The organism is Aurantimonas marianensis (assembly GCF_024195285.1).
Taxonomy (GTDB): domain Bacteria; phylum Pseudomonadota; class Alphaproteobacteria; order Rhizobiales; family Rhizobiaceae; genus Aurantimonas; species Aurantimonas marianensis.
Genome location: NZ_JALHBS010000027.1, coordinates 26,536 through 52,136, shown reverse-complemented (window position 1 = coordinate 52,136; position 25,601 = coordinate 26,536). Strand labels below are relative to the sequence as shown.

24 protein-coding genes and 5 tRNA genes are annotated in these 25,601 nt (G+C 63.0%); 10 read left to right on the top strand and 19 right to left on the bottom strand.

Annotation, left to right across the window (positions count from 1 at the left end):
• The first annotated feature begins 6 nt into the window (after positions 1–6).
• The 3 genes from MJ956_RS04840 to sufA all read left to right on the top strand — a co-directional run bounded on the left by MJ956_RS04840 (position 7) and on the right by sufA (position 1,358).
• Positions 7–423 carry an SUF system Fe-S cluster assembly protein gene (locus tag MJ956_RS04840; protein ID WP_253963345.1) on the top strand — a complete coding sequence of 139 codons (417 nt, stop codon included), beginning with the start codon at positions 7–9 and terminating at the stop codon, positions 421–423.
• Positions 424–443: 20 nt separating this feature from the next.
• Complete coding sequence (locus MJ956_RS04835; protein WP_253963344.1) at positions 444–863, top strand: VOC family protein; 420 nt, start codon at positions 444–446, stop codon at positions 861–863.
• Positions 864–983: 120 nt separating this feature from the next.
• A complete protein-coding gene (gene sufA, locus MJ956_RS04830; RefSeq protein WP_253963343.1) occupies positions 984–1,358 on the top strand; it encodes a Fe-S cluster assembly scaffold SufA in 375 nt (124 codons plus the stop codon).
• A 418-nt stretch (positions 1,359–1,776) separates the two neighbouring features.
• Here the strand turns inward: sufA and mazG are convergent, their stop codons facing one another.
• The 8 genes from mazG to MJ956_RS04790 all read right to left on the bottom strand — a co-directional run bounded on the left by mazG (position 1,777) and on the right by MJ956_RS04790 (position 10,351).
• Entirely contained in the window at positions 1,777–2,637 is an 861-nt protein-coding gene (gene mazG, locus MJ956_RS04825) for a nucleoside triphosphate pyrophosphohydrolase (protein ID WP_253963342.1), read from the bottom strand.
• 230 nt (positions 2,638–2,867) lie between these two features.
• Positions 2,868–3,677, bottom strand: a complete 810-nt coding sequence (locus tag MJ956_RS04820) for an MBL fold metallo-hydrolase (RefSeq protein WP_253963341.1) — start codon at positions 3,675–3,677, stop codon at positions 2,868–2,870.
• Between the two features lie 18 nt (positions 3,678–3,695).
• A complete protein-coding gene (locus MJ956_RS04815; protein WP_253963340.1) occupies positions 3,696–4,496 on the bottom strand; it encodes a TatD family hydrolase in 801 nt (266 codons plus the stop codon).
• Positions 4,493–6,037, bottom strand: a complete 1,545-nt coding sequence (gene metG / locus MJ956_RS04810; RefSeq protein ID WP_253963339.1) for a methionine--tRNA ligase — start codon at positions 6,035–6,037, stop codon at positions 4,493–4,495. Before metG ends, MJ956_RS04815 begins: the two co-directional genes overlap by 4 nt.
• 115 nt (positions 6,038–6,152) lie before the next feature.
• A complete protein-coding gene (locus MJ956_RS04805; RefSeq protein WP_253963338.1) occupies positions 6,153–7,217 on the bottom strand; it encodes a DNA polymerase III subunit delta' in 1,065 nt (354 codons plus the stop codon).
• Positions 7,214–7,897 (bottom strand): dTMP kinase, encoded by a 684-nt coding sequence (tmk, locus tag MJ956_RS04800; RefSeq protein WP_253963337.1) that lies wholly within the window; start codon positions 7,895–7,897, stop codon positions 7,214–7,216. The genes MJ956_RS04805 and tmk overlap by 4 nt, the downstream gene beginning before the upstream one ends.
• Positions 7,898–7,918: 21 nt before the next feature.
• Positions 7,919–9,115 carry a D-alanyl-D-alanine carboxypeptidase family protein gene (locus tag MJ956_RS04795; protein WP_253963336.1) on the bottom strand — a complete coding sequence of 399 codons (1,197 nt, stop codon included), beginning with the start codon at positions 9,113–9,115 and terminating at the stop codon, positions 7,919–7,921.
• Positions 9,116–9,238: 123 nt separating this feature from the next.
• Complete coding sequence (locus MJ956_RS04790) at positions 9,239–10,351, bottom strand: septal ring lytic transglycosylase RlpA family protein (RefSeq protein WP_253963335.1); 1,113 nt, start codon at positions 10,349–10,351, stop codon at positions 9,239–9,241.
• Positions 10,352–10,904: 553 nt separating this feature from the next.
• Between MJ956_RS04790 and MJ956_RS04785 the strand changes: the two genes are divergently transcribed.
• Positions 10,905–10,994, top strand: a tRNA-Ser gene (locus tag MJ956_RS04785).
• A gap of 820 nt (positions 10,995–11,814) precedes the next feature.
• Positions 11,815–11,904, top strand: a tRNA-Ser gene (locus MJ956_RS04780).
• Positions 11,905–11,977: 73 nt separating this feature from the next.
• On the opposite strand, the gene MJ956_RS04775 is transcribed toward MJ956_RS04780, so the two are convergent.
• The 5 genes from MJ956_RS04775 to MJ956_RS04755 form a co-directional block, all read right to left on the bottom strand.
• Positions 11,978–12,053: transfer RNA gene (locus MJ956_RS04775), tRNA-Arg, on the bottom strand.
• A gap of 57 nt (positions 12,054–12,110) precedes the next feature.
• Positions 12,111–12,416 carry an ETC complex I subunit gene (locus tag MJ956_RS04770; RefSeq protein WP_253963334.1) on the bottom strand — a complete coding sequence of 102 codons (306 nt, stop codon included), beginning with the start codon at positions 12,414–12,416 and terminating at the stop codon, positions 12,111–12,113.
• A gap of 52 nt (positions 12,417–12,468) precedes the next feature.
• Positions 12,469–12,545, bottom strand: a tRNA-Pro gene (locus MJ956_RS04765).
• 193 nt (positions 12,546–12,738) lie between these two features.
• A complete protein-coding gene (locus tag MJ956_RS04760; protein WP_253963333.1) occupies positions 12,739–13,200 on the bottom strand; it encodes a DUF192 domain-containing protein in 462 nt (153 codons plus the stop codon).
• Between the two features lie 19 nt (positions 13,201–13,219).
• Positions 13,220–13,798 (bottom strand): cold-shock protein, encoded by a 579-nt coding sequence (locus MJ956_RS04755; RefSeq protein ID WP_253963332.1) that lies wholly within the window; start codon positions 13,796–13,798, stop codon positions 13,220–13,222.
• Between the two features lie 354 nt (positions 13,799–14,152).
• Between MJ956_RS04755 and MJ956_RS04750 the strand changes: the two genes are divergently transcribed.
• The 5 genes from MJ956_RS04750 (at position 14,153) to MJ956_RS04730 (ending at position 19,827) form a co-directional block, all read left to right on the top strand.
• A complete protein-coding gene (locus MJ956_RS04750) occupies positions 14,153–14,593 on the top strand; it encodes a VOC family protein (RefSeq protein WP_253963331.1) in 441 nt (146 codons plus the stop codon).
• Between the two features lie 228 nt (positions 14,594–14,821).
• Positions 14,822–15,859, top strand: coding sequence for a YcbK family protein (locus tag MJ956_RS04745; RefSeq protein WP_253963330.1), 1,038 nt, complete (start codon positions 14,822–14,824; stop codon positions 15,857–15,859).
• Positions 15,860–15,999: 140 nt separating this feature from the next.
• A tRNA-Glu gene (locus tag MJ956_RS04740) sits at positions 16,000–16,075 on the top strand.
• 109 nt (positions 16,076–16,184) lie between these two features.
• Positions 16,185–18,074: a DUF6538 domain-containing protein gene (locus MJ956_RS04735; RefSeq protein WP_253963329.1), complete on the top strand. Its 1,890-nt coding sequence runs from the start codon at positions 16,185–16,187 to the stop codon at positions 18,072–18,074.
• A gap of 692 nt (positions 18,075–18,766) precedes the next feature.
• Positions 18,767–19,827 (top strand): IS630 family transposase gene (locus MJ956_RS04730; RefSeq protein ID WP_253963328.1). Its coding sequence is split into 2 segments (ribosomal slippage): positions 18,767–19,259 and positions 19,259–19,827, totalling 1,062 coding nucleotides; the frame shifts between segments, so codons are not numbered across the junction.
• 16 nt (positions 19,828–19,843) lie between these two features.
• Here the strand turns inward: MJ956_RS04730 and MJ956_RS04725 are convergent.
• The 6 genes from MJ956_RS04725 to MJ956_RS04700 all read right to left on the bottom strand — a co-directional run bounded on the left by MJ956_RS04725 (position 19,844) and on the right by MJ956_RS04700 (position 25,459).
• Positions 19,844–20,641, bottom strand: a complete 798-nt coding sequence (locus MJ956_RS04725; protein ID WP_253963327.1) for an SH3 domain-containing protein — start codon at positions 20,639–20,641, stop codon at positions 19,844–19,846.
• A gap of 5 nt (positions 20,642–20,646) precedes the next feature.
• Positions 20,647–21,048, bottom strand: coding sequence for a curli-like amyloid fiber formation chaperone CsgH (gene csgH / locus MJ956_RS04720; RefSeq protein WP_206454401.1), 402 nt, complete (start codon positions 21,046–21,048; stop codon positions 20,647–20,649).
• A 5-nt stretch (positions 21,049–21,053) separates the two neighbouring features.
• The gene (locus tag MJ956_RS04715; RefSeq protein ID WP_253963326.1) at positions 21,054–21,830 is read right to left on the bottom strand and encodes a hypothetical protein; all 777 of its coding nucleotides are present in this window, start codon (positions 21,828–21,830) and stop codon (positions 21,054–21,056) included.
• Between the two features lie 50 nt (positions 21,831–21,880).
• Positions 21,881–22,447, bottom strand: a complete 567-nt coding sequence (locus tag MJ956_RS04710) for a hypothetical protein (protein ID WP_253963325.1) — start codon at positions 22,445–22,447, stop codon at positions 21,881–21,883.
• A gap of 125 nt (positions 22,448–22,572) precedes the next feature.
• Positions 22,573–24,108 carry a hypothetical protein gene (locus MJ956_RS04705; RefSeq protein WP_253963324.1) on the bottom strand — a complete coding sequence of 512 codons (1,536 nt, stop codon included), beginning with the start codon at positions 24,106–24,108 and terminating at the stop codon, positions 22,573–22,575.
• A 142-nt stretch (positions 24,109–24,250) separates the two neighbouring features.
• Entirely contained in the window at positions 24,251–25,459 is a 1,209-nt protein-coding gene (locus MJ956_RS04700; protein ID WP_253963323.1) for a hypothetical protein, read from the bottom strand.
• Positions 25,460–25,601 lie beyond the last annotated feature (142 nt).

Genomic DNA, 25,601 nt, shown 5'->3' with positions numbered 1-25,601 from the left:
CCATTCATGACCGACGAAGCCGAGATCAAGACGCCGGCGAACGACCACGCTCCGGATGCGAACGGCGGCGCGACCTCCGACCAAGCGACGTCCGCCTCCGCGCTGCCCGCGGAAGAACTGACGCGCCTCACCGACGATATCGTCGGCGCGCTGAAGACCGTCTATGATCCGGAAATTCCGGCCGACATCTATGAACTGGGTCTGATCTACAAGATCGACATCGATGATGAGCGCAATGTCGATGTCGAGATGACGCTGACGGCGCCCGGCTGTCCCGTCGCCGGTGAAATGCCGATCTGGGTCGAGAACGCCGTCAGCTCCGTCGCCGGTGTCGGGCAGGTTCGGGTCGACCTGGTCTTCGATCCGCCGTGGACGCCGGAGCGCATGAGCGAAGAGGCGCAGGTCGCCGTCGGCTGGTTCTGAGCCGCGACACGAGCGCCCCGATGGCTCCTCCGCTCGCCGGGCTTTTGGAAACCTGCCTCTATGTCGACGACATGGAACGATCGCGGGATTTCTACGGGCGCGTTCTGGGCCTGGCGCCGCTGTTCGCGGAAGACAGGATCAGCGTTTTCCGCATGCCCGACGGAACAGTTCTGATCCTTTTCGCGCGTGGGTCGACGCTGGAAGCGGTGACGACACCCGGCGGCGAAATCCCGCCGCATGACGGCGTCGGTCCGATCCATTTCGCGTTGGCGATCCCGGAGGGCTCAGTCGACGAATGGCGCGCGCATCTCGTTGCCTGCGGCGTCGGCGTAGAGAGCGAGGTGACTTGGTCGAAGGGGCGGGGACACAGCCTGTACTTTCGCGATCCCGATGGTCATGCCGCCGAACTCGCCACCCGTGAGTTATGGGCTCGGACATAGACACTGTGTCGATTTCACACTTTGAATGCAGACGTTGCGTTCAGCTTGCGCGCTGTCGCCAGACGTCCCATCTTAGGTGTAGACTCCCCCTGATACGTTGACAGTCGAAAGGAAGCCGCCATGGGCCGTTTCACCGTCATGAGCATGACCGACACCGCCGCCGAGCGCGTCAAGGCGCTCTTGGCTGCCCAAGGCGAGGGCGCTCTAGGCCTTCGCGTCGGCATCAAGAAGGGCGGCTGCGCCGGCATGGAATACACGGTCGGTCTGGCGACGGAAGCAAAACCCGGCGAGGATTCGATCGAAAAGGACGGCGCACGGGTGTTCATCGCCCCGGAGGCGGTGCTGTTCCTGCTGGGCACCGAGATGGATTACGAGGAGACCGTGCTGCGCTCCGGCTTCACCTTCCGCAATCCCAATCAGACATCGGCCTGCGGCTGCGGCGAGTCGGTCGAATTGAAGCAGGCGGATCTGGCGGCGCTCGTCGGCCACGGCTGACCTTAAAGGGAAATCCGATGGAGGAGGAGTTTCTGCGGGACCTCTTCGCCTCGCTTGCGGATTTGCGCGTTCGCAAGCCGTTCGGCGGGCAGGGGTCTACTACGGCGACCGCATCGTCGCCATAGCGGTCGAAAGCGGACTCTATGAAGAGCAATGCGCTCAGTGCGCCCATCTGCGAGACGGCCGATCTGACGCGCTGGACCTATGCGCCCGAAGGCCGGGCGCCGACGCGCATGCCCTATTACCGCATGCCGGAGCATGTCCTATTACCGCATTCCGAAGTCGGCACTCGACGATTCCGACGAAGCCGAGGGTTGGATCGCTATCGCCGATGCGGCTTCGCGGCGGGCAACCAGGAAGCCGCCACGTCCGAAGCGATCGGCCAAAGCTAAGTAGAAGGCGTCCGTCGCCTGGCGCTTCAGTCTGGCGAGGGAGCCGATCGGCGCTTTGCCGCCACCCACAAGGCTTCCATCTCGTCGAGACTTGCCGAATGCAGCGATCGATTGCTCGTATCGAGCTGATCCTCGATATAGCCGAATCGCTCCCGGAATTTGCGTACGCAGCGCCTCAGCGCCAGTTCCGGATCGATCTCGTGGAAGCGGGCGAGATTGACGACGCTGAACAAAAGGTCGCCGAGTTCCGCTTCGCTCGCGTCCCGATCACGGCTGGCGATCGCCTCCGCGAATTCGGCCAGTTCCTCGTCGATCTTCTCCAGTATCGGCTCGGGGCGGTCCCAGTCGAAGCCGGTGTCGGCTGCCTTCTTCTGCACCTTGAGTGCCAACGTCAGAGCCGGGAGCGCGGCGGGAATTTCGTCGAGATGCCGCGGCCGGTCGGCGCCGTTCGCCGTGTTCGCCGGGTTTGCATCGCCTGCAAGTTTCGCCCGCAAGGCTGCTCTCTCGGCCTTTTCCTCCGCCTTGATCCTTTCCCACTGACCCTTGGCGGAGCGGGCCGAGCGCGCGACGGCGTCACCGAACACATGCGGATGTCGGCGGATCATCTTTCGCGTGATCGTCTCGACGACGTCGCCGAAATCGAACAGGCCTTGTTCAGCCGCGAGCTGGGCGTGATAGGCGACCTGCAACAGCAGGTCGCCCAATTCCTCGCGCAGATCGACCATGTCGTCGCGCTCGATGGCGTCGGACACTTCATAGGCTTCCTCGACCGTATAGGGGGCGATCGTCGCGAAACTCTGCTCGATATCCCACGGACACCCCGTTTTCGGATCGCGCAGAGCCGCCATGATCTCGATCAGACGCGCGATATCCTTGGATGGCATCATGGCCTCGGCTCCCAGCTGATGTCGTCCCGACACTGACCCCGGCATAGCGATGACGAACGCGAGGGGGAAGGGCTGTCGTGCCTTCGGCGGTTCCGTCAACCGGGACGCCACGCTATGGCGCAGGCTTTGGCTCCGCTGGATCAACCCAAAGGTGGCATAAGATATATTATGGAACCAAATAAGATGGCTGCTGGCGTAACGGTCCGGATCGGTGGCGATCGACACGGACCTCAATCCAGCGGAAATTCGATCGCCAGGCCGTCATATCCTGGCCGCACATGCGCCGGCAGTTCGCGGCAGAGCGTGTCGTAGTCGAGCGGCGTGTGCATGTGTGTCAGCGTCGCGCCCTCGACAGCGAAGCGGTCGATCCATTCGAGCGCCTGCGCGACGGTCAGATGGCTTGGGTGCGGCTTGTATTGGAGTGCGTCGATGACGATGTGCCGCGCCCCGGCGATCGCCGCGATCGCTTCATCAGGGAAATTACTGACATCGCTGCAATAAGCGAGCGGCCCGACGCGGAACCCGAGCGAGTGGATCGAACCATGCTCTTGCCGAAACGGCGTCAGCTTCAGCAACCCGCCGGGTCCGTCGATCTCAAAGCTCCGCCCGGCGGTGATGGCGACGTGCCGGGCAACAGGCGGATAGTTGCTGCCCGGCGGCGTCTCGAAACAGTAGTGAAACGCCTCGAGCACGCGATCGTGAGTCGCGGCGTCGGCATAGACCGGAATCCGCGTCTGCTGCGCGAGCATATAGCCACGCAGATCGTCGATGCCGTGAATATGATCGGCATGAGGATGCGTCAGCGCGACCGCGTCAAGGCGCGTAACGGCGGCACCGAGCATCTGCTGGTGAAAATCCGGTCCGCAGTCGATCGCGACCACAGTTCGACCGGCGCCGCCAATGCGTTCGATGAGAGCGGCACTGCGGGTGCGCCGATTTCTGGGGTTGGTCGGATTGCAGGCGCCCCAGTCGCCATTGATCCGGGGCACGCCCGGCGAGGATGCGCAGCCGAGGACCGTCAATCGCAGCATGTCACTCACTGAGCATTCCTCCGCCGCTCAGTCGCCGCGCGGATCGGGAATTTTCTTGAACAGGGCAAAGAAATTGTCCGACGTCTGTTGTGCGATTTCGCCGAGATCCACGCCCTTGGTTTTCGCCAGAACCGCCGCCGTATGACGAACGTAGGCGGGCTCGTTTCGTTTGCCGCGATACGGGGGCGGCGCGAGATAGGGCGCGTCGGTCTCGACGAGCAGCCGGTTCATCGGCACATCGGCGGCGATCGCGCGGATCTCCTCGGATTTCTTGAACGCCAAAATTCCGGAAAACGACACATAGCCGCCGAGCGCCAGCCCGGCCTCGGCGAGCCTGCGGCCGGAGGAGAAGCAGTGGAGAATGAATGGGAAGGCCCCCTTCCCGCTTTCGTCCTCCAGTATACGGATCATGTCGGCGTCGGCATCGCGCGAGTGAATGACGAGCGGCAAACCCGTTTCGCGCGCCGCTTCGATATGGCGCCGGAAGACGGTCTCCTGAATTTCGCGCGGGGCCTTATCGTAGAAATAGTCGAGGCCGGCCTCGCCGATGGCCACGATCTTTTCGTCCTGGCTCAGCCGTACCAGCTCCGCGACGGAGGTGTCCGGCTCTGCGGCAGCGTTGTGCGGATGGGTCCCCACCGAGGCAAAGATTTCCGCGTGGGCGCGGGTCAACTGTTTCAATCGCTCGATCCGCGCCACATGGGTCGAGATCGTCACGAACAGACCAACCCCTTCGGCCTTTGCGCGGGTGAGCAATTCGACGTGCTCACCCTCAAAATCAGGGACATCGAGGTGGCAGTGGCTGTCGACCAGAAACGGCTTCTTCACGCGGGCGTCTCCGCCTCGACAAAACGCGGAAAGACCGGTTGCGGCGCCGGCAGTGATTGGCCCGGCGTCAGGGCCACGTCAGGGGTCAGGTCGGTGAAGCTTCGTTCGTCGTCGGCCACGCCGAGCGTGTCAAGCAGCTTGGCGGCGCTCTCCGGCACGAAGGGCTGCAGCAGGATCGCGACGCGCCGAAGCAATTCGGCCGTGACATAGAGCACGGTCTCCATGCGCGCCGGGTCGCTCTTGCGCAGCGCCCAAGGCTCTTGTCCAGCAAAATACCGGTTCGCCTCGCTGACGACCGCAATGGTCGCGGCAAGAACCGCGTGGAGTTCCTGCCGGTCGATCGCCTCGCGCGCCTTCGGCAAGAGGTTGCTCGCGGCGGACAGGATGGCGTCGTCGGCCTCGCTCAAGGGACCCGGCGTCGGCACCGTGCCGGCGCAATGCTTGGCGATCATCGACAGCGAACGCTGGGCCAGATTGCCCAGATCGTTGGCGAGCTCGGAATTCGTCCGGTTGACGATGGCGTCGTGCGAGTAATTTCCGTCCTGGCCGAACGGCACTTCGCGCAAGAGGAAATAGCGCAGCCGATCGAGGCCGTAGGCGTCGATCAGAGCGAACGGATCGATGACGTTGCCGACCGATTTCGACATTTTCTCGCCGCGGTTGAACAGAAAGCCGTGGGCAAAGACGCGCCGCGGCAGCGGTATCCCCGCCGACATCAGAAAGGCCGGCCAATAGACCGCGTGAAACCGCACGATGTCCTTGCCGATCACATGCAGATCGGCGGGCCAGAAGGATGTCCGCTCCCCCTCGCCCGGAAATCCCGTCGCCGTCAGATAGTTCGTCAGCGCGTCGACCCACACATACATGACGTGCTTTTCATCGTCCGGCACCGGAATGCCCCAGTCGAAGGTCGTGCGGGACACCGACAGATCCTTGAGGCCGGAACGAACGAAGGAGACCACCTCGTTGCGCCGTTCGGCCGGGCCGATGAAGTCCGGATTGGCCTCGTAATGCGCCAGAAGACGGTCCTGGAAATTCGAGAGCCGGAAGAAATAGCTTTCCTCCTCGACCCACTCGACCGGCGAGCCTTGCGGACCGCGGCGCTTGCCGTCTTCGCCGACGGTGGTTTCGTCGGCGCCGTAATAGGCCTCGTCGCGCACCGAGTACCAGCCGGAATAGGCGCCTTTGTAGATGTCGCCGGCGGCAGCCATCTTCGTCCAGATCGCCTGGCTCGCTGCAACGTGCCGCTTTTCGCTGGTGCGGATGAAGTCGTCGTTCGTGCCGCCGAGCGCCTTGGCCATCCGCTCGAACTCAGCGGAATTGCGCTCGGCCAGTTCGCGCGGAGTCACCCCCTGGTCGCGCGCGCTTTGCAGCATCTTGATGCCGTGCTCGTCGGTGCCGGTCAGGAAGAATACATCGTAGCCGTCGAGCCGCTTGAAGCGCGCCAGCGCGTCGGTCGCGATCAACTCATACGCGTGGCCGATATGCGGGCGACCGTTCGGATAGGAGATCGCGGTGGTCAGATAGAAGCGTTCGGCCATCGGGGCTTTCGTCAATTCCGGTGCGGGAAGCAATGTCGTTCCCGCGACATAGAGCATTGCGCCAAACGGCTCAATCGGCCGCGTCGCGTGATCGGGACGGACACAGGCCTGGTTATCAGGCGGCCCGGTGCCGGGCGCGCCGGTGATAGAACCCGTCGAACAGCGTGAGAAGGGCCTGCTTGCGGTCCAGATTATAGGCGGCGGCTTCCCGAAGCCGCGTGGTTTCATCCTGCCACAGCGCGGCGAGCGCCGCCGCCCCCTCCCCGTCGCCGGCCCGAAGGCATGTCTCGCTCGCCTCGGCGATCGCGGAGAGCAGCGCCGCGACAAGCAGCTCATAGGCCGATTCCCGCCCCTTGAGCGTCAAGGCGTCGGCCAGGGAATGGATAGCGTTCCAGTCGGGCCTGTCGGCTTGCAGCAGCTGGTCCAGCGTGTTGCGAATCTCGATGCCGCCGTGGGCGATCAGCGAGATGGCCTCACGGACGCTGCCCGCGGCAATCCTTGCCGCGGCGCGAATTTCCTCAGCGTCGGCGCTCGGCAGGCAATGGGCGAGCGTCGCTGCAAGGGTGTCCTCATCCAGCGGCTTGAACTGCAACAGCCGGCAACGAGAGCGGACCGTCGGGAGCAGTCGGCCAGGGGTGTGGTTGGTGATCAGGAAGAGCGACCGCGGCGGGGGTTCCTCCAGGATCTTGAGAAGCGCATTGGCCGCGCTGCGGTTCATGTCGTCCGCCGGGTCGATCAACGCGATCCGCCAATTGGAACCCGATGCCGTGGCGTGAAAGAAGCGGTTGAGCTTGCGAATCTCGTCGACGGTGATCTGCGTCCTGAAGCCTGTGCCTTTTTCGATCGGTGGCCGGGCGATGTGGATCAGGTTCGGATGCGTGCCGAAAGCGATCTGACGGACGGTCGCGTCGTCAGGCGAGAACACCGGCGTGGCCGCTTCCGGCTGGCCCGGCCGCGGCCCGGCCAGCAGATGCCGCGCAAAGGCAAAGGCCGCCGTCGCCTTGCCGATGCCTCGCGGCCCCTGGAAAAGCCATGCGTGGTGCAGACGCCCGCTGGCCCCGGCCGCGACGAGTTCCCGCCATTCGTTCTCATGGCCCGACAGTGTCAGCGTCGCCGGCGGCGGCGGCACGCCGTCGAGATCGTCGTGGGCTTCCGGCGTTTCGAGCGACAGGTCGTTCATGACGTGCCCTGCCCCGCGTTGAGAGATTGGCAAATTGCGTCAAACCGTGCCGCTTCCAGCCGGTCGTCGACGATGGCGGCGATTTCCGTGGCGACCACACCCTCCGGACGGGTTCCATCGACGACGACGCAGCGATCCGGTTCCTCGGCGGCGATATCCAGGAAGGCCTCCCGCCGGCGCTCGTGCAGCGCCTCGTCCTCCTTCTCGAACCGGTCGGCCGTGTCGCCTTTTCGTCGCTCGCGGGCGCGCTCCGCCCCGATGCCGGCTGGAACGTCGAGGATGATCGTCAGATCCGGATAGAGCCCCGCGGTCGCCGCCTGTTCGAGACGCTTCATCAGGTGACGGTCGAGGGAGGAGTCGAGGAATTGATAGACGCGCGTGGAATCATGAAACCGATCGCACAGAACGACTTCGCCGCGCTCGAGCGCCGGTCGCACCACGGCCGCCACATGATCGGCTCGCGCCGCGGCGAACAGAATGGCCTCAACTTCTGGCCCGAGTTCCTCGGCCGCGCCCGACAGAATGATGTGCCGGATCGCGTCGGCGCCGGGCGAACCGCCGGGTTCGCGTGTGGTCACCACGATACGGCCCTGGGCTTCCAGATGGCGGGCAAGACGGGCGATCTGCGTCGTCTTGCCGCTGCCCTCGCCGCCTTCGAATGTGATGAAAAAACTGGTCAATGGGCGTCCGAATCTTTCAGATCAAAAGGCGCGGAGCCAGCCGACGGCCAGTTCCTTGACCGCTCCCATCGCGCGGTCGGCAAAGTCCCCGGCGAAAACGGATGTGCCAGCATACAGTGCCTGGGTCAGCACAATCTGCTCATCGACGCGGATTTCCAGCGAAGCAACCCTGTCGCCTGCCTCGATCGGCGCGATCAGCGGTCCATTGTAGCGGATTTGCGCCGAGACACGATCCGGCGCATCGACCGGAACCATCAGCTTGACAGGTTGGCGGACGGCGAGCGGGACGCTGCCCGAACTGCCGCCGAAGACGCTCGCGGTGCCAATGCTCGCGCCGCTCTCGAACAGGGTGCGGGGCTCGAAGGCATCTGCTGCCCAGGTCAGCAACCGCCGGGCCTCCTCGGCGCGTTCCTTGGATTTCTCCAAGCCGCTCATCGCCAGCAAGGTCACCCGCCCGTCCTTCTCCGTCACGCCGACCAGGGCATAACCCGACGCTTCCGTATAGCCGGTCTCCATGCCGTCGGCGCCGAGTTCCATCGCCAATAGCGGATTGCGGTTGCGCTGGAAAATTCCGTTCCACTCGAAGGCGGGCTCGGCGTAGATCTTGTACAACTCGGGATATGTCCCGCGGATATGGCGCGCCAAAGTCAGAAGGTCGCGCACGGTGACCTCTTGTCCGTCAGCCGGAAGCCCGGTCGGATTGACGAAATGCGAGGCAGTCATTCCCAATTCCGCGGCGCGCTCGTTCATCCTCTTCGCAAAGGCCTCCTCGGACCCCTCCATCCCCTCCGCAATGGCGATTGCCGCGTCGTTCGCCGACTGGACGATGGTGCCGCGGATCAAAGCCTCGACCGGAACGCGGGAGTTCAGCTTGGCAAACATGGTGGAAGACCCCGACGGGGCGCCGCCGGTGCGCCAGGCGTGTTCGCTGATCGGAAACTCCGTATCCAGGCGCAACTCGCCGGCACGCAATGCCGCGAACACGATCTCCATCGTCATCATCTTGGCGAGGGATGCGGGGGGAAAGGGCGCGTCGGGATCTTTCTGAAACAGCACCGTCCCCGTTTCGCCGTCGACCAGGAGCGCCTGCTTTGCCGCCGTTTCGATCCGCAATTCCGCAGCAGGTTCCTGCGAAAATCCCGGATTCGATGCGACCGTCGCCGCCAGAATACATGCGGCGAACAGAATTCGCGTCTTGAGGAAACCTGATCGAATCATGGACACCATCTTCCCCGGAGGCCGTCGCGAACGCGCCCGACGCCGCGCTCGACCCCAAACTAGGCTATCGGGTGTTTCGATCGCAAGAATTCGCGCCGGATGGCCAGTGGATGCCGGCCGCGATCAGTTCCGAACGACGAAGGCCTCGTCGGCGCCGGCTTGCCAGAGCTGCCGAAGGACGGTGTCGGTGTCCTGCCCGGGTGCGACGACGAGGCTCATCGAAACCAGGCCGGTTTCAGGCACCGTCTCTTCGCTCAAACGGCCGTATGCACGGCCGAGGCGACGAAACCGCTCCACAAGGAGGCCATCCACAACACCGATCACGATGCGCTCGGACGTGTCGGCGATTCCCTCCAGCGCCATTGCGGCGCCCGCCGCCGCCGGCGACGATGCATAGGACGACGTGAAGGCCGGAGACGTCGGGATCGGCACGGACTGGCCGAGATAAGGCGCTGGGCCGGGCTGTTCCTCGGCCATCTGGTCGAGCGGGCGCACGCCGGGCAGCTGTTGGTGTTCGGCGCCGAAGGCTACATCCGCGGGGCGGTACAAGGCCGAGCGCGGCTGTTCGGCCGCCGCCACCATGACGGCCTCGGCATCGGCACCCCATCCGCCGCCGCGCTCGAAGCTGGCCATCAGCATCTGGGTGTCATCGCCTTCGAGCGGCGCCCGGCCGACATATTCGACCTTGACCTTGGCCGTGCCGGCGGTCTTGAAGTCGAGGAGGTCGGCGGCCTGCGACGAGACGTCGATTTCCCGGCCGTGGGCGTAGGGTCCGCGATCGTTGACCCGCACCATCACGCGGTTGCCGTTCTCCAGATTGGTGACCATCGCATAGGATGGCAGCGGAAAGGTCTTGTGGGCGGCCGACAGGCCATACATGTCGTAGACTTCGCCGTTGGCGGTCAGGCGCCCGTGAAAGTTCGGTCCGTACCAGGAGGAGATACCGGTGTTCACATAACCCGGATCATCCTTGGGATAGTACCATTTGCCGCGCACCTTGTAGGGTTTGCCGACCTGGGATCGGCCACCGCCCTTGCGGATGTTTCTCGATGTCGTCACCCGCGGACTGGCTGGAACGCCGAAGGTCTTGGAATCGAACTTCACGGTCGTGCTGATGTCGGCCATTTCCTGGACCGGAGATCGCGCCCCCTGGCAGCCCGAGACCAGAAGTCCGACCGTGACGAGCATAGCCGTCAGGACCACACTTCGTTTCTTCTCCGCAATGGCATAGCCCATGCGGCACCCCCTCTTCCATGCATCTGTCATCGAGGGTGCGAAAAGGCGCTCCCCAGCGCCGCGCACCCATGCAGACAAAGACTTAACAACCGCCGAACGCGCGAATCAACGCATTCCGGCCGAATGATCCTGACATCGCCGCCATGCCGCGAACCTGACCTGCCGGTGCCAGGGTGCCGGGCAACGGCCACGATGACAGCAGGCCGGACGCGAATTGCCCTGCGTCGGCCCGCGCGAACCGTATCGTGGAAGGGGTAAGACACTGCCCCGACAGGCGGAAACGGTGTGCGGCGCTCCCGACTTTCCCTTGGGGGGAGGAACGAAGTCGGGAATCGCCCCCCGCGGCTGCCTTGCATTCGCCAAGTTTCCGCCATGGTTCCGCCTTGTCCGGAATTCGGTCACGAATTGTTACAATTCTCGCCCGTAAACCCGAGCGGACCGGCAAGGCGGATATCCACAGGGCTGGCGCGGGCTGTCCCGAGCGGAGCGGGATGCATTCCGGGCGCCGAGTCGCCTTGCCTCCCGCAGCCATCGCCATTAAGCGGGCGGAGCGGGATGGGTGGCCGAGCGGTTGAAGGCACCGGTCTTGAAAACCGGCAGGCGGGAGACCGTCTCGTGGGTTCGAATCCCACCCCATCCGCCATCCATGAATTGGTACAGCCCGGAGACATGGGGGACAGATCGCACCTGAGACAAGGGTGACCACCTCGCGCAGAACGGGTTGTCGATGGCTAATCGGCATCAGCGCCAGAGGGCCCGGAAGCATTTTCTCAGGGGCGCTTATCTCTCGACCTGTTAACGGCCGCCGTTCTGATGAACGTCCTCGACAAGGATCATCTTGTCGAGGTCTTCGAGGCGCGGGTGGATTCGAGTGGCATGGTTCTGGTCGACAGCGACATCTGTCCGGTCGATCCGCTCAATACTTAACTGGCCGATATCGTTCTGCCCGCCGCAGGCTGGGGCGAGGTCGAAAGCCCTATCTGGCGAGACGCTGGCCCTGGCCGCATATCGTCATCCATCCCGATGATGCAGCGCTCCACGGCATCGAATCCGGCCACCTCGACGAGGCATATCCAGCGGCTTTGAAGTAGCGCCGGTACCCAGCGGGGCTTCCATTTTTTCGTGCCGAGGCAGGCCGATGCCATGATCACGGCGACCTTGCGGGTGCGCTGGCCGAATCCGCGCCCCCCGGGCCCTCGCAACGTTCTGGTCCGTGGACGGCTGTCAGACGTATGAAGGAGACACGTGAAACTCGGCACGCCTGAGCTTGGCGAGGGCGCATGGCGGCGCCGATTGCGCGTCGGGAGCGAAACGGGAGCAGACTCCACGGGAAGTAGGCTGACAACGACGTAAGCTCGCGTCTGGTCTCGCCAGCGCGCGTAACTCGGGGCGCGATCAGTCGAAGGATGAAAGTGTCGAAATGCCCTTGAAACATAGCCCTCGTGAAGATAGAGACCGGACCCGGAGAGGTGGCCGAGTGGTCGAAGGCGCTCCCCTGCTAAGGGAGTATACGGGAGACCGTATCGAGGGTTCGAATCCCTTCCTCTCCGCCATCCTGAATTGTGTCCGACCCGGAGATTCAGGTACGGTCCGTCACCTATGTCTTCGGGCTGTACCCGGATAAAATGGCGACCCCGGCAGGATTCGAACCTGCGACCATCGGCTTAGAAGGCCGGTGCTCTATCCACTGAGCTACGGGGCCGGCGTTGACCGAGTGGTCGTGCAACCCGATACTGCCCCGATCAGAAACGCCGAAGCGTCAATGAGTCCAAGGCTGATTTCGGTCGTACCGGAAGTTGTCGGCATAAGCCACTCTGGACCGCTTTGCGAGGTGGGGCTCCTCGGCCCGGAACGGAATATCGTGGCGCTCCGCATATTCAATCGCCAGCTCTTTCGTGGGGAAGGAGAGCCGGAGCTGAGAATTCATGTCGCCCGATGACGTATAGCCCATCAGCGGCTCGATTCGCTTGGGCTCCTCCGGCTCATAGACGAGCACCCAGTCGCGGGTCTTGGCTTTGCCGGACTGCATGGCGGTTCGGGACGGACGGTAGATTCTCGCAACCATCATGGCCTCGTCGGAAGCACGGAATACGCGTCGATGCACCGACGGATCGCGATGGTCGGAGCGGCAGGATTCGAACCTGCGACCCTCTGGTCCCAAACCAGATGCGCTACCAGGCTGCGCTACGCTCCGGATGCCATGATCCGCCTGTGGACGGGGGTTTGCAGGGTGGCCGGGAATAAGTCAAGGCCGACGCGCGATCAGGTCGCGCCGGCGGCGCCGGCCGCCGCAACGGACATCCGTCAAACTCTCCCGTTCGGTGGGGAACCGGCGCCATCCTGCCTGTGAAAACATCCGTTCGAAACATTGACGGCACCCGGTCCGGTCACGATGCCGGTATGATCTCGTGCTTCAGCCGGTCGCCGACTTGCGCACCGTAGCGCGCCGCCGCGCCGCCGTTCAGTTCCAACACGTACCTGACCGGTCCGCCGGAAGGAATCAGATCGAGCGACAGGGGCTGTGCGTTCGTCTTGATATGGGTGACCGTGCCGGCCTCGTCGAGGAACAGCATATCAAGAGGGATGAGCGTGTTCTTCATCCACATGGTCACCGGGCGGACCGTATCGAAGGAGAACAGCATGCCCTGCCCCGCTGGCATGGAAGTGCGATTCATCAAGCCGACTTCGCGGTCCTTCGGCGTCAGTGCGAGTTCGACATCGATCTCGTGCTCGCCAGAGCGGGTAACGAGCGTCGCGGACGACAGGTCGCCCGCCGCGATGGCGAAATAGGCTGCGGCAAGGAAAGCGAAGACCGCGAAGCCGGCGACGAGAGTCGGTTTGCGAAGCATGACGGCCGGGACCCCGCGGTCAGTGGGACGATGGCTGGACGGGTCCGGTCCCGGGATGGATTTCGGCGGCCATGAGACCCTTCGCGCCGTCGCCAAACCGCACCAGCACTTCCTGCCCCGGGCGCAGCTCCATCATGCCGTAGCGCCGCAGTGTTTCCATGTGGATGAAAATATCCTCTGTCCCCTCGCCCTGCGTCAAGAATCCATAGCCCTTGGTCCGATTGAACCATTTCACCACGGCGCGGACGAGATCGCTGCTCGGCACCACAGTGACGTGGGTACGCGACGGCGGCAATTGCGAGGGATGGACCGCCGTCGATTGATCCATGGAAAGGATTCGGAACGCCTGAAGGCCGCGCTCGCCTTTTTGCACCTCGCAGACGAGACGTGCCCCTTCGATGGCGGTGGTATAGCCGTCGCGGCGCAGACAGGTCACATGCAACAACACGTCGGCGCCCTGATCGTCGGGAACGATGAACCCGAATCCCTTGGCAACGTCGAACCACTTGATATGGCCGGACACGACCGTCAGCTGGACGTCGCTACCGCCCGAAGATTCGTCTTCACCATGCACGTCTGCAGAGGTTCTCTCCGACATTCGGGGGGTCCCGCCTCTTACGCCAACCGAATCGGCCCCGTCGAACATAGCATCAACCCTCCGGTTTCGAGCAAGGCCCGCTACGGCATTTGTGCGATAATGCGTCCTCTTGCACACAGGTTTCGGCCACCTTGGCGTTCTTGCGGGTCCCTGCGAGGTTTCCCGGTCCCGTGGCCCTCCCGCAGCCACGTCCGATTGATCCAGGCGTCCGCCAGGCCGCCGGAGTCCTGCCATAAGCTGCCCTTCGGGGAACCGAGATTTTTTGCCGCAAGGACGGCTTTGTCGATGGCGGGGGGTTGGCCGGCCGAAGCCGTGCCCTACCGTCCTTGCCACCTCATCAATGGAGACATGCGCATGCGTTATCTGCACACGATGGTCCGCGTCAGCGATATCGACGAGTCCCTCGATTTCTACTGCAACAAGCTGGGGCTTGTGGAAACGCGTCGCATCGAGAACGAAAAGGGACGGTTCACGCTGATATTCCTCGCCGCGCCCGACGACCTCCCTGGCGCGAGAGAATCGAAGGCCCCGCTGCTGGAACTGACCTATAATTGGGATCCCGAGGCATACGACGGTGGACGCAATTTCGGCCATCTCGCCTTCGAGGTCGACGACATTTACGCGACTTGCCAAGACCTGATGGACAAGGGCGTGACGATCAACCGGCCACCGCGTGACGGATACATGGCGTTCATCAAATCCCCCGACAATATTTCGTTCGAACTTCTGCAGAAAGGCGAAGCCAAGGCTTCGGCCGCGCCGTGGGCCTCGATGCAGAACACCGGCAGCTGGTAAAATTGCCCGGACCTGATGTCGGCGGCCCACGGGCCGTCGACGATCATCGTGCTGCCGTATTCTGGCCATATGCGCCAAAATAGGTTTTACTGGACAGGCTTCGATGCCGACCGTCCTGATGCAGGCAGTCGGCGGGGGATATCACGACGAAGCTTGCGACGTCTGCCGCGTCGGCGGTGGCTCGAAAAGGTGGACCATGACGGCCCGCTGTTGAGAGGGTGGATAATTTTGACGACGAATATCCGGACCGTGCGCCGCTGGCCGCTGCGGCGGCATATTCTAGCCGCGGCGGTGCTCTCGACCCTTCCGCTGGTGGGCGCATGCGTTTCGGCGCTTGACGATACGACGGCGTTCGGCTTTGCCGGCGCGGTGCCGTCCGAAGACATCCTAGGTGCGGAGCAGCAGGCCGGCTCAGACCTTGTCGTCGCCGACGGCGAGGTTACGGCGAGCGCCACCATCGACGATGAGGTTTCGGCCAGCGCCACGGTAGACGCTTCGACAGTCAGTCAGGAAGCGCCGGTCGCAGGCGTGGCGGAAGCCCCTCCCCCTGCTTCCCCCAGCATTCTCGACGCCGGCGACAAGGCGATTGCCGCTTACGCGGGAGGCAGCGTCAGCGAAGGCGACAGGACGACGTCAGCCCAGGGCGGCCGCGAGGCCGACCGCTCGCTTTTCGCTTCGCTTTTTGCCCGCTCCGCCGCACGCACGCCCATCGCCAACGCCGAAAAAGGCAAAAGCCGCCGTGTCGTTCTGCAACGAGACGGCGCCCCAAGCTCGGGCGGTGGCGATGCCCTGCCCGGGGTTGATCCATCCTCGCTGTTCGAGATCGGCCAGCGCGCCTCGGCGGATGACGAAGAGATCCTCGAAGAGGCCAGCGGTAGCTATCAGGTGGCGTCACTCACCGGTTTTGCCCGCGTCGCGCCCAATGGTCTCCGTGTCCAGCGCGAGAGCGTCCAGACGAATTGCTTCCCCGCGAAGTTGGTTGGAACCCTGCGGGCGATCGAGCGGCGTTTCGGCAAGAAGATCGTCGTCACTTCCGGTTACCGCAGCCCAAGACACAACCGTCGCGTCAACGGCGCTCGCCGCTCCCAGCATATGGGTTGCAAGGCGGCCGACATTGTCGTGCCGGATGTCGATCGGTTCGCTGTCGCGGCGTATGTCCGCTCGCTGCCGGGGCGAGGCGGCGTGGGCACCTACTGCCACACGGCAGCGATCCACGTCGACGTCGGCCCCAAGCGCGACTGGAATTGGCGCTGCAGGAGCAAGTGAAGCAAGACCTGTTATCCCTGTCTGGACGCCTCGGCTTCATTCACCCTGCCGACGGAGTAAGATGACCTCCCTGGAAGAACGAAAAACTCTGTTCCGACGTCTTGCGATCCCCAGCGAACCCCCGTATACACCCCGACGCCGCGCCCATCGTCTAGCGGTCTAGGACGCCGCCCTTTCACGGCGGAAACACGGGTTCGATTCCCGTTGGGCGTACCAGCTCTCCTCTTTCGAGCGCTGGTTTTCTGTAAAAACAATCGCTTACCACCGCTAATGTGGCTTGCTTGTCAGGCTGCTGCATAACATCATGTGCAACATGGCGGTTGAAGTGGCGATCTCGAATCATCTCACCAGACGCAATGGCGTCTGGCAGTATGTCCGGCGCGTGCCCGAGGATTTGCGGGACGTTTTCCCTTTCACGCGGGTTCAAAAGTCCCTGCGAACCGAAGTGGAACGGCGCGCTCGCGAGGCGGCCCTCGACCTCGACCGGCTGTGGGATGGGCGCTTTGCCGAAGCGCGCGAGCGCAAAGGTCTCGTCAGCAATACTGGCGAACTGCCCTCGATCCGCACGGAGGAATGGGCGTGGCCGGATTGGGAAGCGCTCGCGGGCTGGTTCGAGGCGAGCCTTGCCGAGGAGGACTGGCAGGCCCGCCTTCTGACCATGACCGGCCCGGTGCTGTCGAAGGGCGCCGATTTCTCCCGCATCCCCTGGCGCGACGATGTCATAGCGCGCGAGCACATCGACCGTGAGAAGCTGCTGCGGTCGATGTCGGTTTCGCAGTATGGCGAGACGCGCGCCTCTTTCGTGCGGAGCTACATCCGGCGGCTTGGCGTGGCCCTGACGCGATCCGATCCGAACTTCCTTCGCTTTATCGCTGCCTGCCATGCAGCCGAGCTTTCCTATCTCGACCTGTTCAGGCTGCGGGAGTCTCGACAGGGCGGCATCGGCAATACGCATCCCGATGCGATCGAAGGACCTTGGCGGCAGCGGCGAGCGTCGTATCCGCATGAGGCAGCACCCTTTCAGGGTGGCGCTTCTACCGACGCTTCGAGCGGGGTGGTCCTGTCACCAACGGCGCCGGCATCCGTGGCGGGATGGGCCGGCAAGACGCTTACGCACTGCATCGACAAGTGGGTGAGCAACCGGCGATCGGCGAAGCAGGCCGTTCGGGACCATCACCTCAGCGACATGCGCAAGACCGTCGCGGCATTCGAGGCCCATACAGGTATTCGCGACATCGGCCTGATCACCCGCAGGCATGTTCTCGCCTTCCGCGATCAATTGAATTCGCGGCCGGACTACAAGACGGCGACCGTGAACAAGAAGGTCAGCTACATTACCAGCCTCTTGTCGACGGCACTGAATGCCGGTTGGATCGATCGGGAGATCGGCAGCAAGGTCTTTTTGCGGGTCCCTGGCGACGAAGGCACGCGTGAGGCGCTCACCGACCCGCAGCTTACGGCGATCTTCTCACACCGCATTTTCAAGAGCGGTTACCGCTCTTCGTCCGTGAAGGCGTGCGGGGAGCTGCAGTTCTGGTTGCCGCTGATCGCCTGCATGCATGGCATGATCTCCTCGGAAATCTTGCAGCTCGGGCCGGACACCGTCCTGCCGCACGACGAATATCCAGAGATCCTGTGCTTTTCGGTGACCAACGCCGGCGGCCGAACCACCAAGACGCTGGCGCGCCGCCGCTGGGTTCCCATCCGCCACGAGCTGCTGGATCTTGGTCTTCGCGATCTGGTGGAGCGGGCGCGCGCCGAGGATCGGCCGTGGCTCTGGCCGGCGATGGACAAGGACGGCAAGACGCTGGCGCGCATTTCGAACTACGCGTCCACCTTCTTCGGTAATATCCTGAGGAAGGACCTGACGATCACGGAGCCCGGCCTGAGCCTTTATTCGTTCCGGCACGGCTTTCAGGACCGGATCGGACGAGCCGGCTACGGCGAGGAGGTCAAGAAGGCGCTGATGGGGCATGCCGACACGGGCATGACGGGCCGCTACGGGACCAAAAAGGCACCCAAGCCGGTCGACATCGTCAGGCTGAACGAAGCCATCCAGACACTGTCCTGGCCGTTTCTGAAGGACATTCGCGCAGCCGCTATCGCTACCGGGGACGACTCGACGCGGGCGCCGCGGAGGAGCACGCCCTCAATAGCGCGCGAACAAGCGGTGCCATCGCACGAAACCATGCAGGCCGCAGGTGCACAGGTGTGAATGGAGCAAATTGAAGCACTTCGAAGCGTCTCGAAGCAATTTGAAGGGTCCTGCAGGTCTGCGCCACATGACGGCGCCAAAAGCCGAATATTGGGCGGAGCGTGCCGTCGAGCAGCTTCAGTGCGTCGGGTGTGAAGCTCAAAATGTGTGGCATAAAATGAGGCACGGCTGTGGCACACCTGCAGCACGTGAGGCAAACGTGAAGCATCGCCGTCGCAGTGGAGCCTCCAGCGGTTAACGCCGACGGATTTGAAAGAAGGGGAGACGACTGCGAATCACATCGATCGCTATGGAAAAGCACAAGCGCGATGCGCGTCGCCGTAACCGAGCACCAGCGCTTGGCTCGCCTCGCAGTCAAGCTACCTGGCGAACCAAACCAACCAGCGGTGAGGACCTATTGGTTGACGCTGAAAGGGTCCGTCGAGCCAGAAGCGACGCACAGTTCGATGCGCCGTATGGCGCGTCGTCGCCGCTCCTCGCCGTGCATCGGGGTCAAGATGCGAGGAATCGCCAATCCAATGGGTTCTTATCACCGGAGGTCGGAATCAATGGCGATTAGGCCATGCCTCCAACCAATCTCAATCGATCTCTTCGCCCGTGATCAAGCTTATACCAGCGGGAGCGAAGGCTGACTCTTCGGGGATTCCCAAATCGCGGAAAGTCTGAATCATGATGGCAAACGGAGGTTTGTCATGGCAGCACCGGTTCCCCTTCGCACGGATTTCGACGGCCCAACGCTGAGAAGGTCGGCGAAGGTAACGAAGGATGCGGCTCAGGCTCGGCGCTTGCTGGCGCTGGCCGAGATCTACGATGGCGGCTCGCGCAGTGACGCGTCTCGGATCGGCGGTGTCACCTTGCAGATCATCCGCGACTGGGTTCTGCGCTTCAACGCCCGCGGCCCCGCCGGCCTGATCAGCGGCAAGGCGCCGGGCAACCGGCCGAAACTGAACGACGAACAGCGCCGGGCTCTGGCGGCGATCGTCGAGAAAGGGCCGATCCCAGCGATCCACGACGTGGTTCGCTGGCGGCGTAAGGATCTCGCACGCTGGCTCTTGGAGGAATTCCGCATCGAGGTCGACGAGACGACGGTCGGGCGTGAACTTCGGGCGATGGGCTTTGCCAAGTTGTCAGTTCGTCCTCGCCATCATACGCAGAACGAGTTCGAACTGGACGCTTTTAAAAAGAGTTTCCGACCGAGTTGGCAGCCATCCAGGGGAAGCTCCCCGAAGGCACCGAAATCGAACTCTGGTGGGCCGACGAAGCCCGGATAGGGCAGAAGAACAAGATCACCCGGCGTTGGGCTCGCCGCGGCACAAGGCCTTCGGCACCAAGCGATCAGCGGACCATGTGGGCCTACATTTTCGGCGCCATCTGCCCGAAGAAGGGCAAGGGCGCCGGCCTCGTCCTGCCCTATTGCGACACAGGCGCCATGAACAAGCATCTGAAGGAGATCAGCCTCGCCGTCGATCCCGGCGCTCATGCCGTGCTCATCCTCGACCAAGCCGGCTGGCACACCACGCCAAAGCTGACGGTGCCCGCCAACATCACGCTGATGTTCCTGCCGTCCAAAGCGCCGGAATTGAACCCGGTCGAGAATGTCTGGCAGTTCATGCGCGACAACTGGCTATCGAACCGCATCTTCACCGACTACGACGACATCGTCGCCCACTGCTGCGCTGCCTGGAACAAGCTCGTCGATCGGCCCTGGAAAATCATCTCCATCGGAATGCGAGATTGGGCGCATGGGTCTTGATCAGCGCCCGTTGGTATTAGCCGCATTTTCCGGTGTAGGTGACGATTGGCCAACGGTTTTTTCGGACGGCTTGTTGACGAATCCAACCCGACACATCCGAGATGCGAGCCTTGCACCAGTTGCCATCGGAGGCGGTCGTGCATTCGTCGATGACGACGCAGGTGTTCGGTGGGATAGTCGCCACCACCGATGCGTCCGGACGCGCCTCCGAACGGGCGTTGAGGCGTACCAGAACCTCCGCCATTGGCTTGACGTCCTCGCTCGCGGCTGTCGGCCTGGCGAGATCCTCCGGCGTCGCGCAGGTCGCAGTATAGCCATAGAAAACACAGCCGGTCGCCTGAGAGGCGTCCACCGGCGCCGGGGCGGCGGCCGCTTCCTCGGTAATACGCTCGAAGACCACCGTGGAGCCCGACGCCGTCTGTCCACTCATCCGGTTCTGGTTGCCGCCAAGCCTAGCGATTACGGCCCGCTCCGGGCCGAGGAGGCCGAGCTGGTTGTCGACGATCGCCCACCCTTGGAGCGAGGCCATCGGCCCGGCGCAGTTCGAGGATTCCAACGCGTACTGTTCATTGTTTCGAGCGCCGGACAACACAATCCTGCAGGCGCCGTCGCCCGAAAAGGCTGGGTCCAGCGTCTGCCAAGTTCCGCTGAAGGCGGCTACGAATGCAGTTTCGCTCTGCGCCAGGGCCGACCCGCTCCATCCGACGAAGCCAGAGAGTGCTACGCACAAGACAATTGCCGCTCGGCGCATCCTGTAATCCTTTAAATTGCCAATAGTCCGCCGGAGATCACCCTCCGCGCCCCGATGTTCCATGATTCTCATTGGCCGACCGACAAGGTGCTCGAGGAGAGTTCTCTGTCGTTGGATTTCAGCGTCAGTTCCACCGACAGCTTGTCGCCCGGCGTCAGCGAGATGCCGACCGTCGCGACGTCGGCGCTCTCGCCGGCCTTCAGTGAGAACGAGCCGCCCTGGCTGGTCGACATGCGTCCGGAGGCGCCGCTTTTCTCGATAGACATCAGGGCGTCGACTTCGACGTCGCTCAGCGCGGCAGCGCGACCTGTGAGTTTCACGCCTGTTTCACTCGTCGTGACCACGATCGAGCCGAGCGCGGCGGCCTTGGCGATCCCCTGCGCCATTGCGGCATTGGTCATGGTGAGTCCCAGCAGGAGCGAGATAAAGCCAGCAATCGCTGCCCAACGCTTCTTCTTCGGAGAGGTCATGGTGGTCAGGGTGTCGTCTGGTTGATGGTGACGGCGCCGCGTGTCGTCACGCCGGCGGAGTTCGTCTGTGTCACCGTCACCGGGCCGAGAGCGTTGGTGATCACCTGCAAATCCGTGAGCGACTGAAGGTTGCTACCGTTCTGGCTGTAGATGACGGATGAGCCAGGGTTTGAAAGGGTGAGGTCAAGGCTGGCATTGCTGCCGCTTCCGTTCTGCACGATGGCGCCACTCGTTTGAAGGCCGGTGGCGAGGCTGGCACTGTTATTGTCGCCATTCTGGATAACGGCTCCATTGATCGCTCCGGTCTCTGTCGTCCCGCCGAGCAGAGGGCGCGTGAACGGGAGCGACAAGTCTGAAGGCAGATCGCCATCCACCTGGAGCTCGGCGAAGTTGCCGGTTCCGTTCTGCGCCACGACCCCAACGCCGCCGTTGGTCGAGGTCACATTCGCCTCGTTGACGCCGGCGCCATTGTTGCGCTGGTCGAGAAACACGCCGCCACCGTCGTTCCGGATGGTGATCCTCGCGCGATTGTTGCCGCCTGACTGGATCGCCGTGTCGGTGAGCGAGATCGGCACCCCGGCATCCAGATTCGGCAGATCGCCGAAGCCGTCGACCTTCAAGCCTCCGACACGGCTGTTGGATGCCAGCGACTGGTCGACGAAGAGCGAATTGCCGTCGCCGGATTGCTCGATCGTCAGCGTGTTCTGCTGGGCCGAGGCTTGCGCTGCCAAGAGAGCAAACGTCAAGCCCGTCGTCGTCGAGAGAAGAAGGGCTCTGAACATGTCGATCGCTTTCCACAGAACCATCCCGTCGTTGGACGAGAATCGCGTTGCTAATACGAACGTTGCGTGATGCTCACACTATTCGCATTTCCCGCCTGTGAAAAGACCGCCATATTGTTATTGCCGAACTGTTGAACTGCGGCCTGATTGCCGGTCCCCCGGATCGACGCGGTGACGGCGTTGCCGTCGCCGTTCTGGGCCAGCGCGAACAAATTGGAGCGGCCGCTGACGGCAACGGTCATGGCGTTGCCGTCGCCAAGCTGAGCCATGGCGAACATATTGGAGCTGCCAGTGATGGCGACCTCCATGGCATTGCCCTCGCCGCGCTGGCGAAGCTGGCCGGGCAACAGCCCCGTGGCAAGCGGCGCGCCGGTGAAGGCGCTGCCCGCCGGACCGCCATTGCCGTCGCCCTCGATACTGAGGGCAATCGCGTTGTTCAGCGAACCGCCGGCGCTCGCCTCCTGCAGCACTTCCAGGCGGTTGTCGTCCCCATCGAGCGTGTAGGACACCGCGTTGCGGGCATCCGATCCGTCCGTGATGACCAGGAGATTCTCGGCCGTCGCCGACGATGCGACGAGAAGGGTCGTGACGAAAAGGACGTGGCGTGGGAAGAACATGCGATGGCTCCGGAACCGCTGCGGTTTCCGGACGATCGCAGAAATACCTTAAATCCACGTTTCCAAATCGCTCGAATGTCGTCTTAATCTGCGAGCCGGATACGAACCCGGACATCGTCTGATGACTATTGTCGGACCAACAGCCGGTTGCCGTCGCCGGTCTGGCTGAAACCGGCGATGTTGCCGTTGCCGTCCTGAATGACCACCGACCGGTTGGCGCTGCCGGTGACGACCGCCGTCACCAAGTTGCGAGCGCCCGACTGCAACACCGCGAAGGCGTTGCGGTTGCCGGAGACGAGGAAGTCGATCCCGTTGAGAGTACCCTCCTGCCGGATCTCTCCGGCAGCCAGTCCGGCGACGGCGCTCGCGACGGCGAGGGCGTCGTTGCCGAAGCCGCCGGAGCGGCTCGTGTTATTATCGTCTCCGTCGATCTCCAGCCGGACGAGGGTGTCAATGCCCTGCTGCCCCAACGCCGAAGCGTTGCGCCGTCCGTCGAACCGCGCGGAAAGGGCATTGCGATCGCCGGACTGCTCGAACACCAACGCGTTGTCCTCGCCCTCCTGCCGCGCGACCGCCTCGTTGGCGGCTCCCTCGACGACGCCGGTGATGGCGTTGCCGGCGCCATCCTGCAGGAACCCGAACAGGTTGCCATCGCTGTTGGCGCCGGTGACGTAGGAGATCATGTTGCCGTCGCCGAACTGCGAGATCGACGCTTGCAGGACGCCGAAACTGGCCGGCGCCAGTGCGAACCGCCCGGCCCCGTTCCGCCCGTCGCCGCCATTGCCGTCGCCGGCGAGCGTCAAGGTGATCAGATTGCCGGTGCTGGCGATTCCGGCTGTACCTTGAACGACATTCTCGATGAAATTCTCCGTGCCGGCCTGCGTCAGGTCGGCCCGGTTGCGGTGGCCGGCCTGATCGACGGCGACGACGATGTTGCGGTCGCCCAGCGACTGCCCGATGGTCAGGGTGTTGGACGTGCCGTTCTGCCGCGACGTCTCGATCCGGTTGCCGCCCTCCGACTGCGTGGTCGTCAGGCTGTTGCCGGAACCCTCCTGAAACGCGGTCACGAGCACGTTGCCGGCGCCCGAGCCGTCGCCCTCCTGCGTGATCGAGACGACATTGGTGACGCCGGCGAAGGGCGCGGCGGAATCGTTGATCTGGATCACCTGGCCGACCGCCTGGGTGGCGTCGTCTGGCCCAGCAGCAACAGTCTGACGCAGCGTGAGGCTGTTGGAGAGAAAGGGCGAGAATCGGCCGAAGCTTGCGCTCGCCACTTGCCGGACCGCCTCCAGCACGTTGGACGCTGCGTCCGTGAACTCGCTGATCTGCTCGATGATGATCTGGTTGCGGTTGCCGCTCTGGCCGGTGCCGATCTCGATGAGCCCGAGGCTGGGGCGAACCCCGTCGCGGCTGTTGGTCGCGACCTTGTTGCCGAACCCGGTCTGGTCGATGGCGATGACATTGCCGAGCCCGTCCTGGGTGAGGCGCAGTGTATCGGCATTGCCGCCGACGACGTTGCCGTTGCCGTTCTGGTCGATGCGAATCCGGTTGGTCTCGCCGGTCTGGCCGACATACACCTCGTTGGTCTGAGCGAAGGCAATTCCCGAATCAGCGAGAAAGCTGGCGATCGTGAGAAAGGAGAGCAAAGATGCGGGTCGCACGGTTCGGCTCCAATTTTCCGGCAGAAACCCTTGCCGTTTATTGCTGCTTAAGCGCTAAAGGAACCCAAGAGAACGCGGTCGGAGCAGGTACCTGCTCCGACCGCGTTTTAGGTAGCGGGTAGATCAACCTACCACCCGTCCCTTACTGGTTAACGGAAACCATGTTCCCGGCGCCCGACTGGCTGAAATTCGATGTGTTATTGCCGCCGATCTGGACCATCGTCGCGCTATTGCTGCCCGCTCCACTCACATTGCCCACAATGACGTTATCATTACCATCCTGGAGAAACGCGAACTGGTTATTATCGCTGGAGGTGATTGCAAGGCTGGACTGATTGTTCAATCCATCCTGTTTAATCAATCCGCTTACCAGTCCATTGGCCGCAGCAAGCGTTCCGGCTGCTCCCGCGAGTGTACCGCCGCCATTAAAGTCACCACTTATATTGATGGTGGCCATGTTATCCTGGCCGTCTTGATCGAGACCGATGTTGTTGTTGTTCCCGCTAATTGTTGACAAGGCTAGGGCGTTGCGGGACCCATTCTGGTTCACACCCAACTGATTTGCGTTGCCAGAAATGACAAGATTGCCCACCGTATTGGACTGCCCATATTGGCTGACGCCGAACTGATTGTTGTCGCCGCTGATGGACAGGTCCGCAAAGCTGTCCCGGGCTTGGCCCGTCAAATCGCCCTGAATTAGCGTTGACGATTGTGCCCCGGATACGGACGCCGCGCCTGAAAGCACGCCGTTCCCGTTATTGTCGCCGGACATGTTGACCGTTAGGCGGTTCGTCTGATTCCCACCCTGAGTCGTGCGCTGATACACACGAGCAATATTGTTCAATGTTCCGGTCTGGGTGATATCTGCGGTATTACCTGAACTGGAACCTCTGCTCTGTGTCATGCTGCCGATCGTGTTAGCGCCTGCTCCGCCCTGGGTAATATCCACGATATTTCGACCTAAGAAGGTGTTAGTGCCGCCCGAGTTCTGCGAAATCGCGCCAACCACGTTACCATCCGAGGATTGCTCGATGGTGATCTGGTTGGCATCAGCACCCGTTCTGTTCGAATTCTGGAAGATGCCGGCGGCACCGCCGTTCGCGTTGCTATTTAGGCCGATGTCATTGTTATCGCCAGATTGCGTGATGCTTAGCTGATTGCGGAACCCCTGCTGCGTCATCTCAGTCGTAGACGAGCCTGCCTGGTTATTAGAGCCGCTCTGTTCAACAATGATAGAGTTATTGGTACCGCTCTGGTCGCTGTATTGCTCGTTGCCATCGGCCGAATACGCCACGCCCGACATAAATGTCAGCGCGGTTGCGGCCATTAGGATTTTCTTAACAGATGCCATTGTAAATTCTCCCTGTTGATCACTTGTCCGTCGAGATTGCAGCCTCGGGCAAGCTTGCGGTTGCATAGTCGCTTCTCATCCCCGGCGGGGGAGAGGCCCGTCCACCCGCTTTACGGGCACACTTTTCCACGCCCGGCACAGC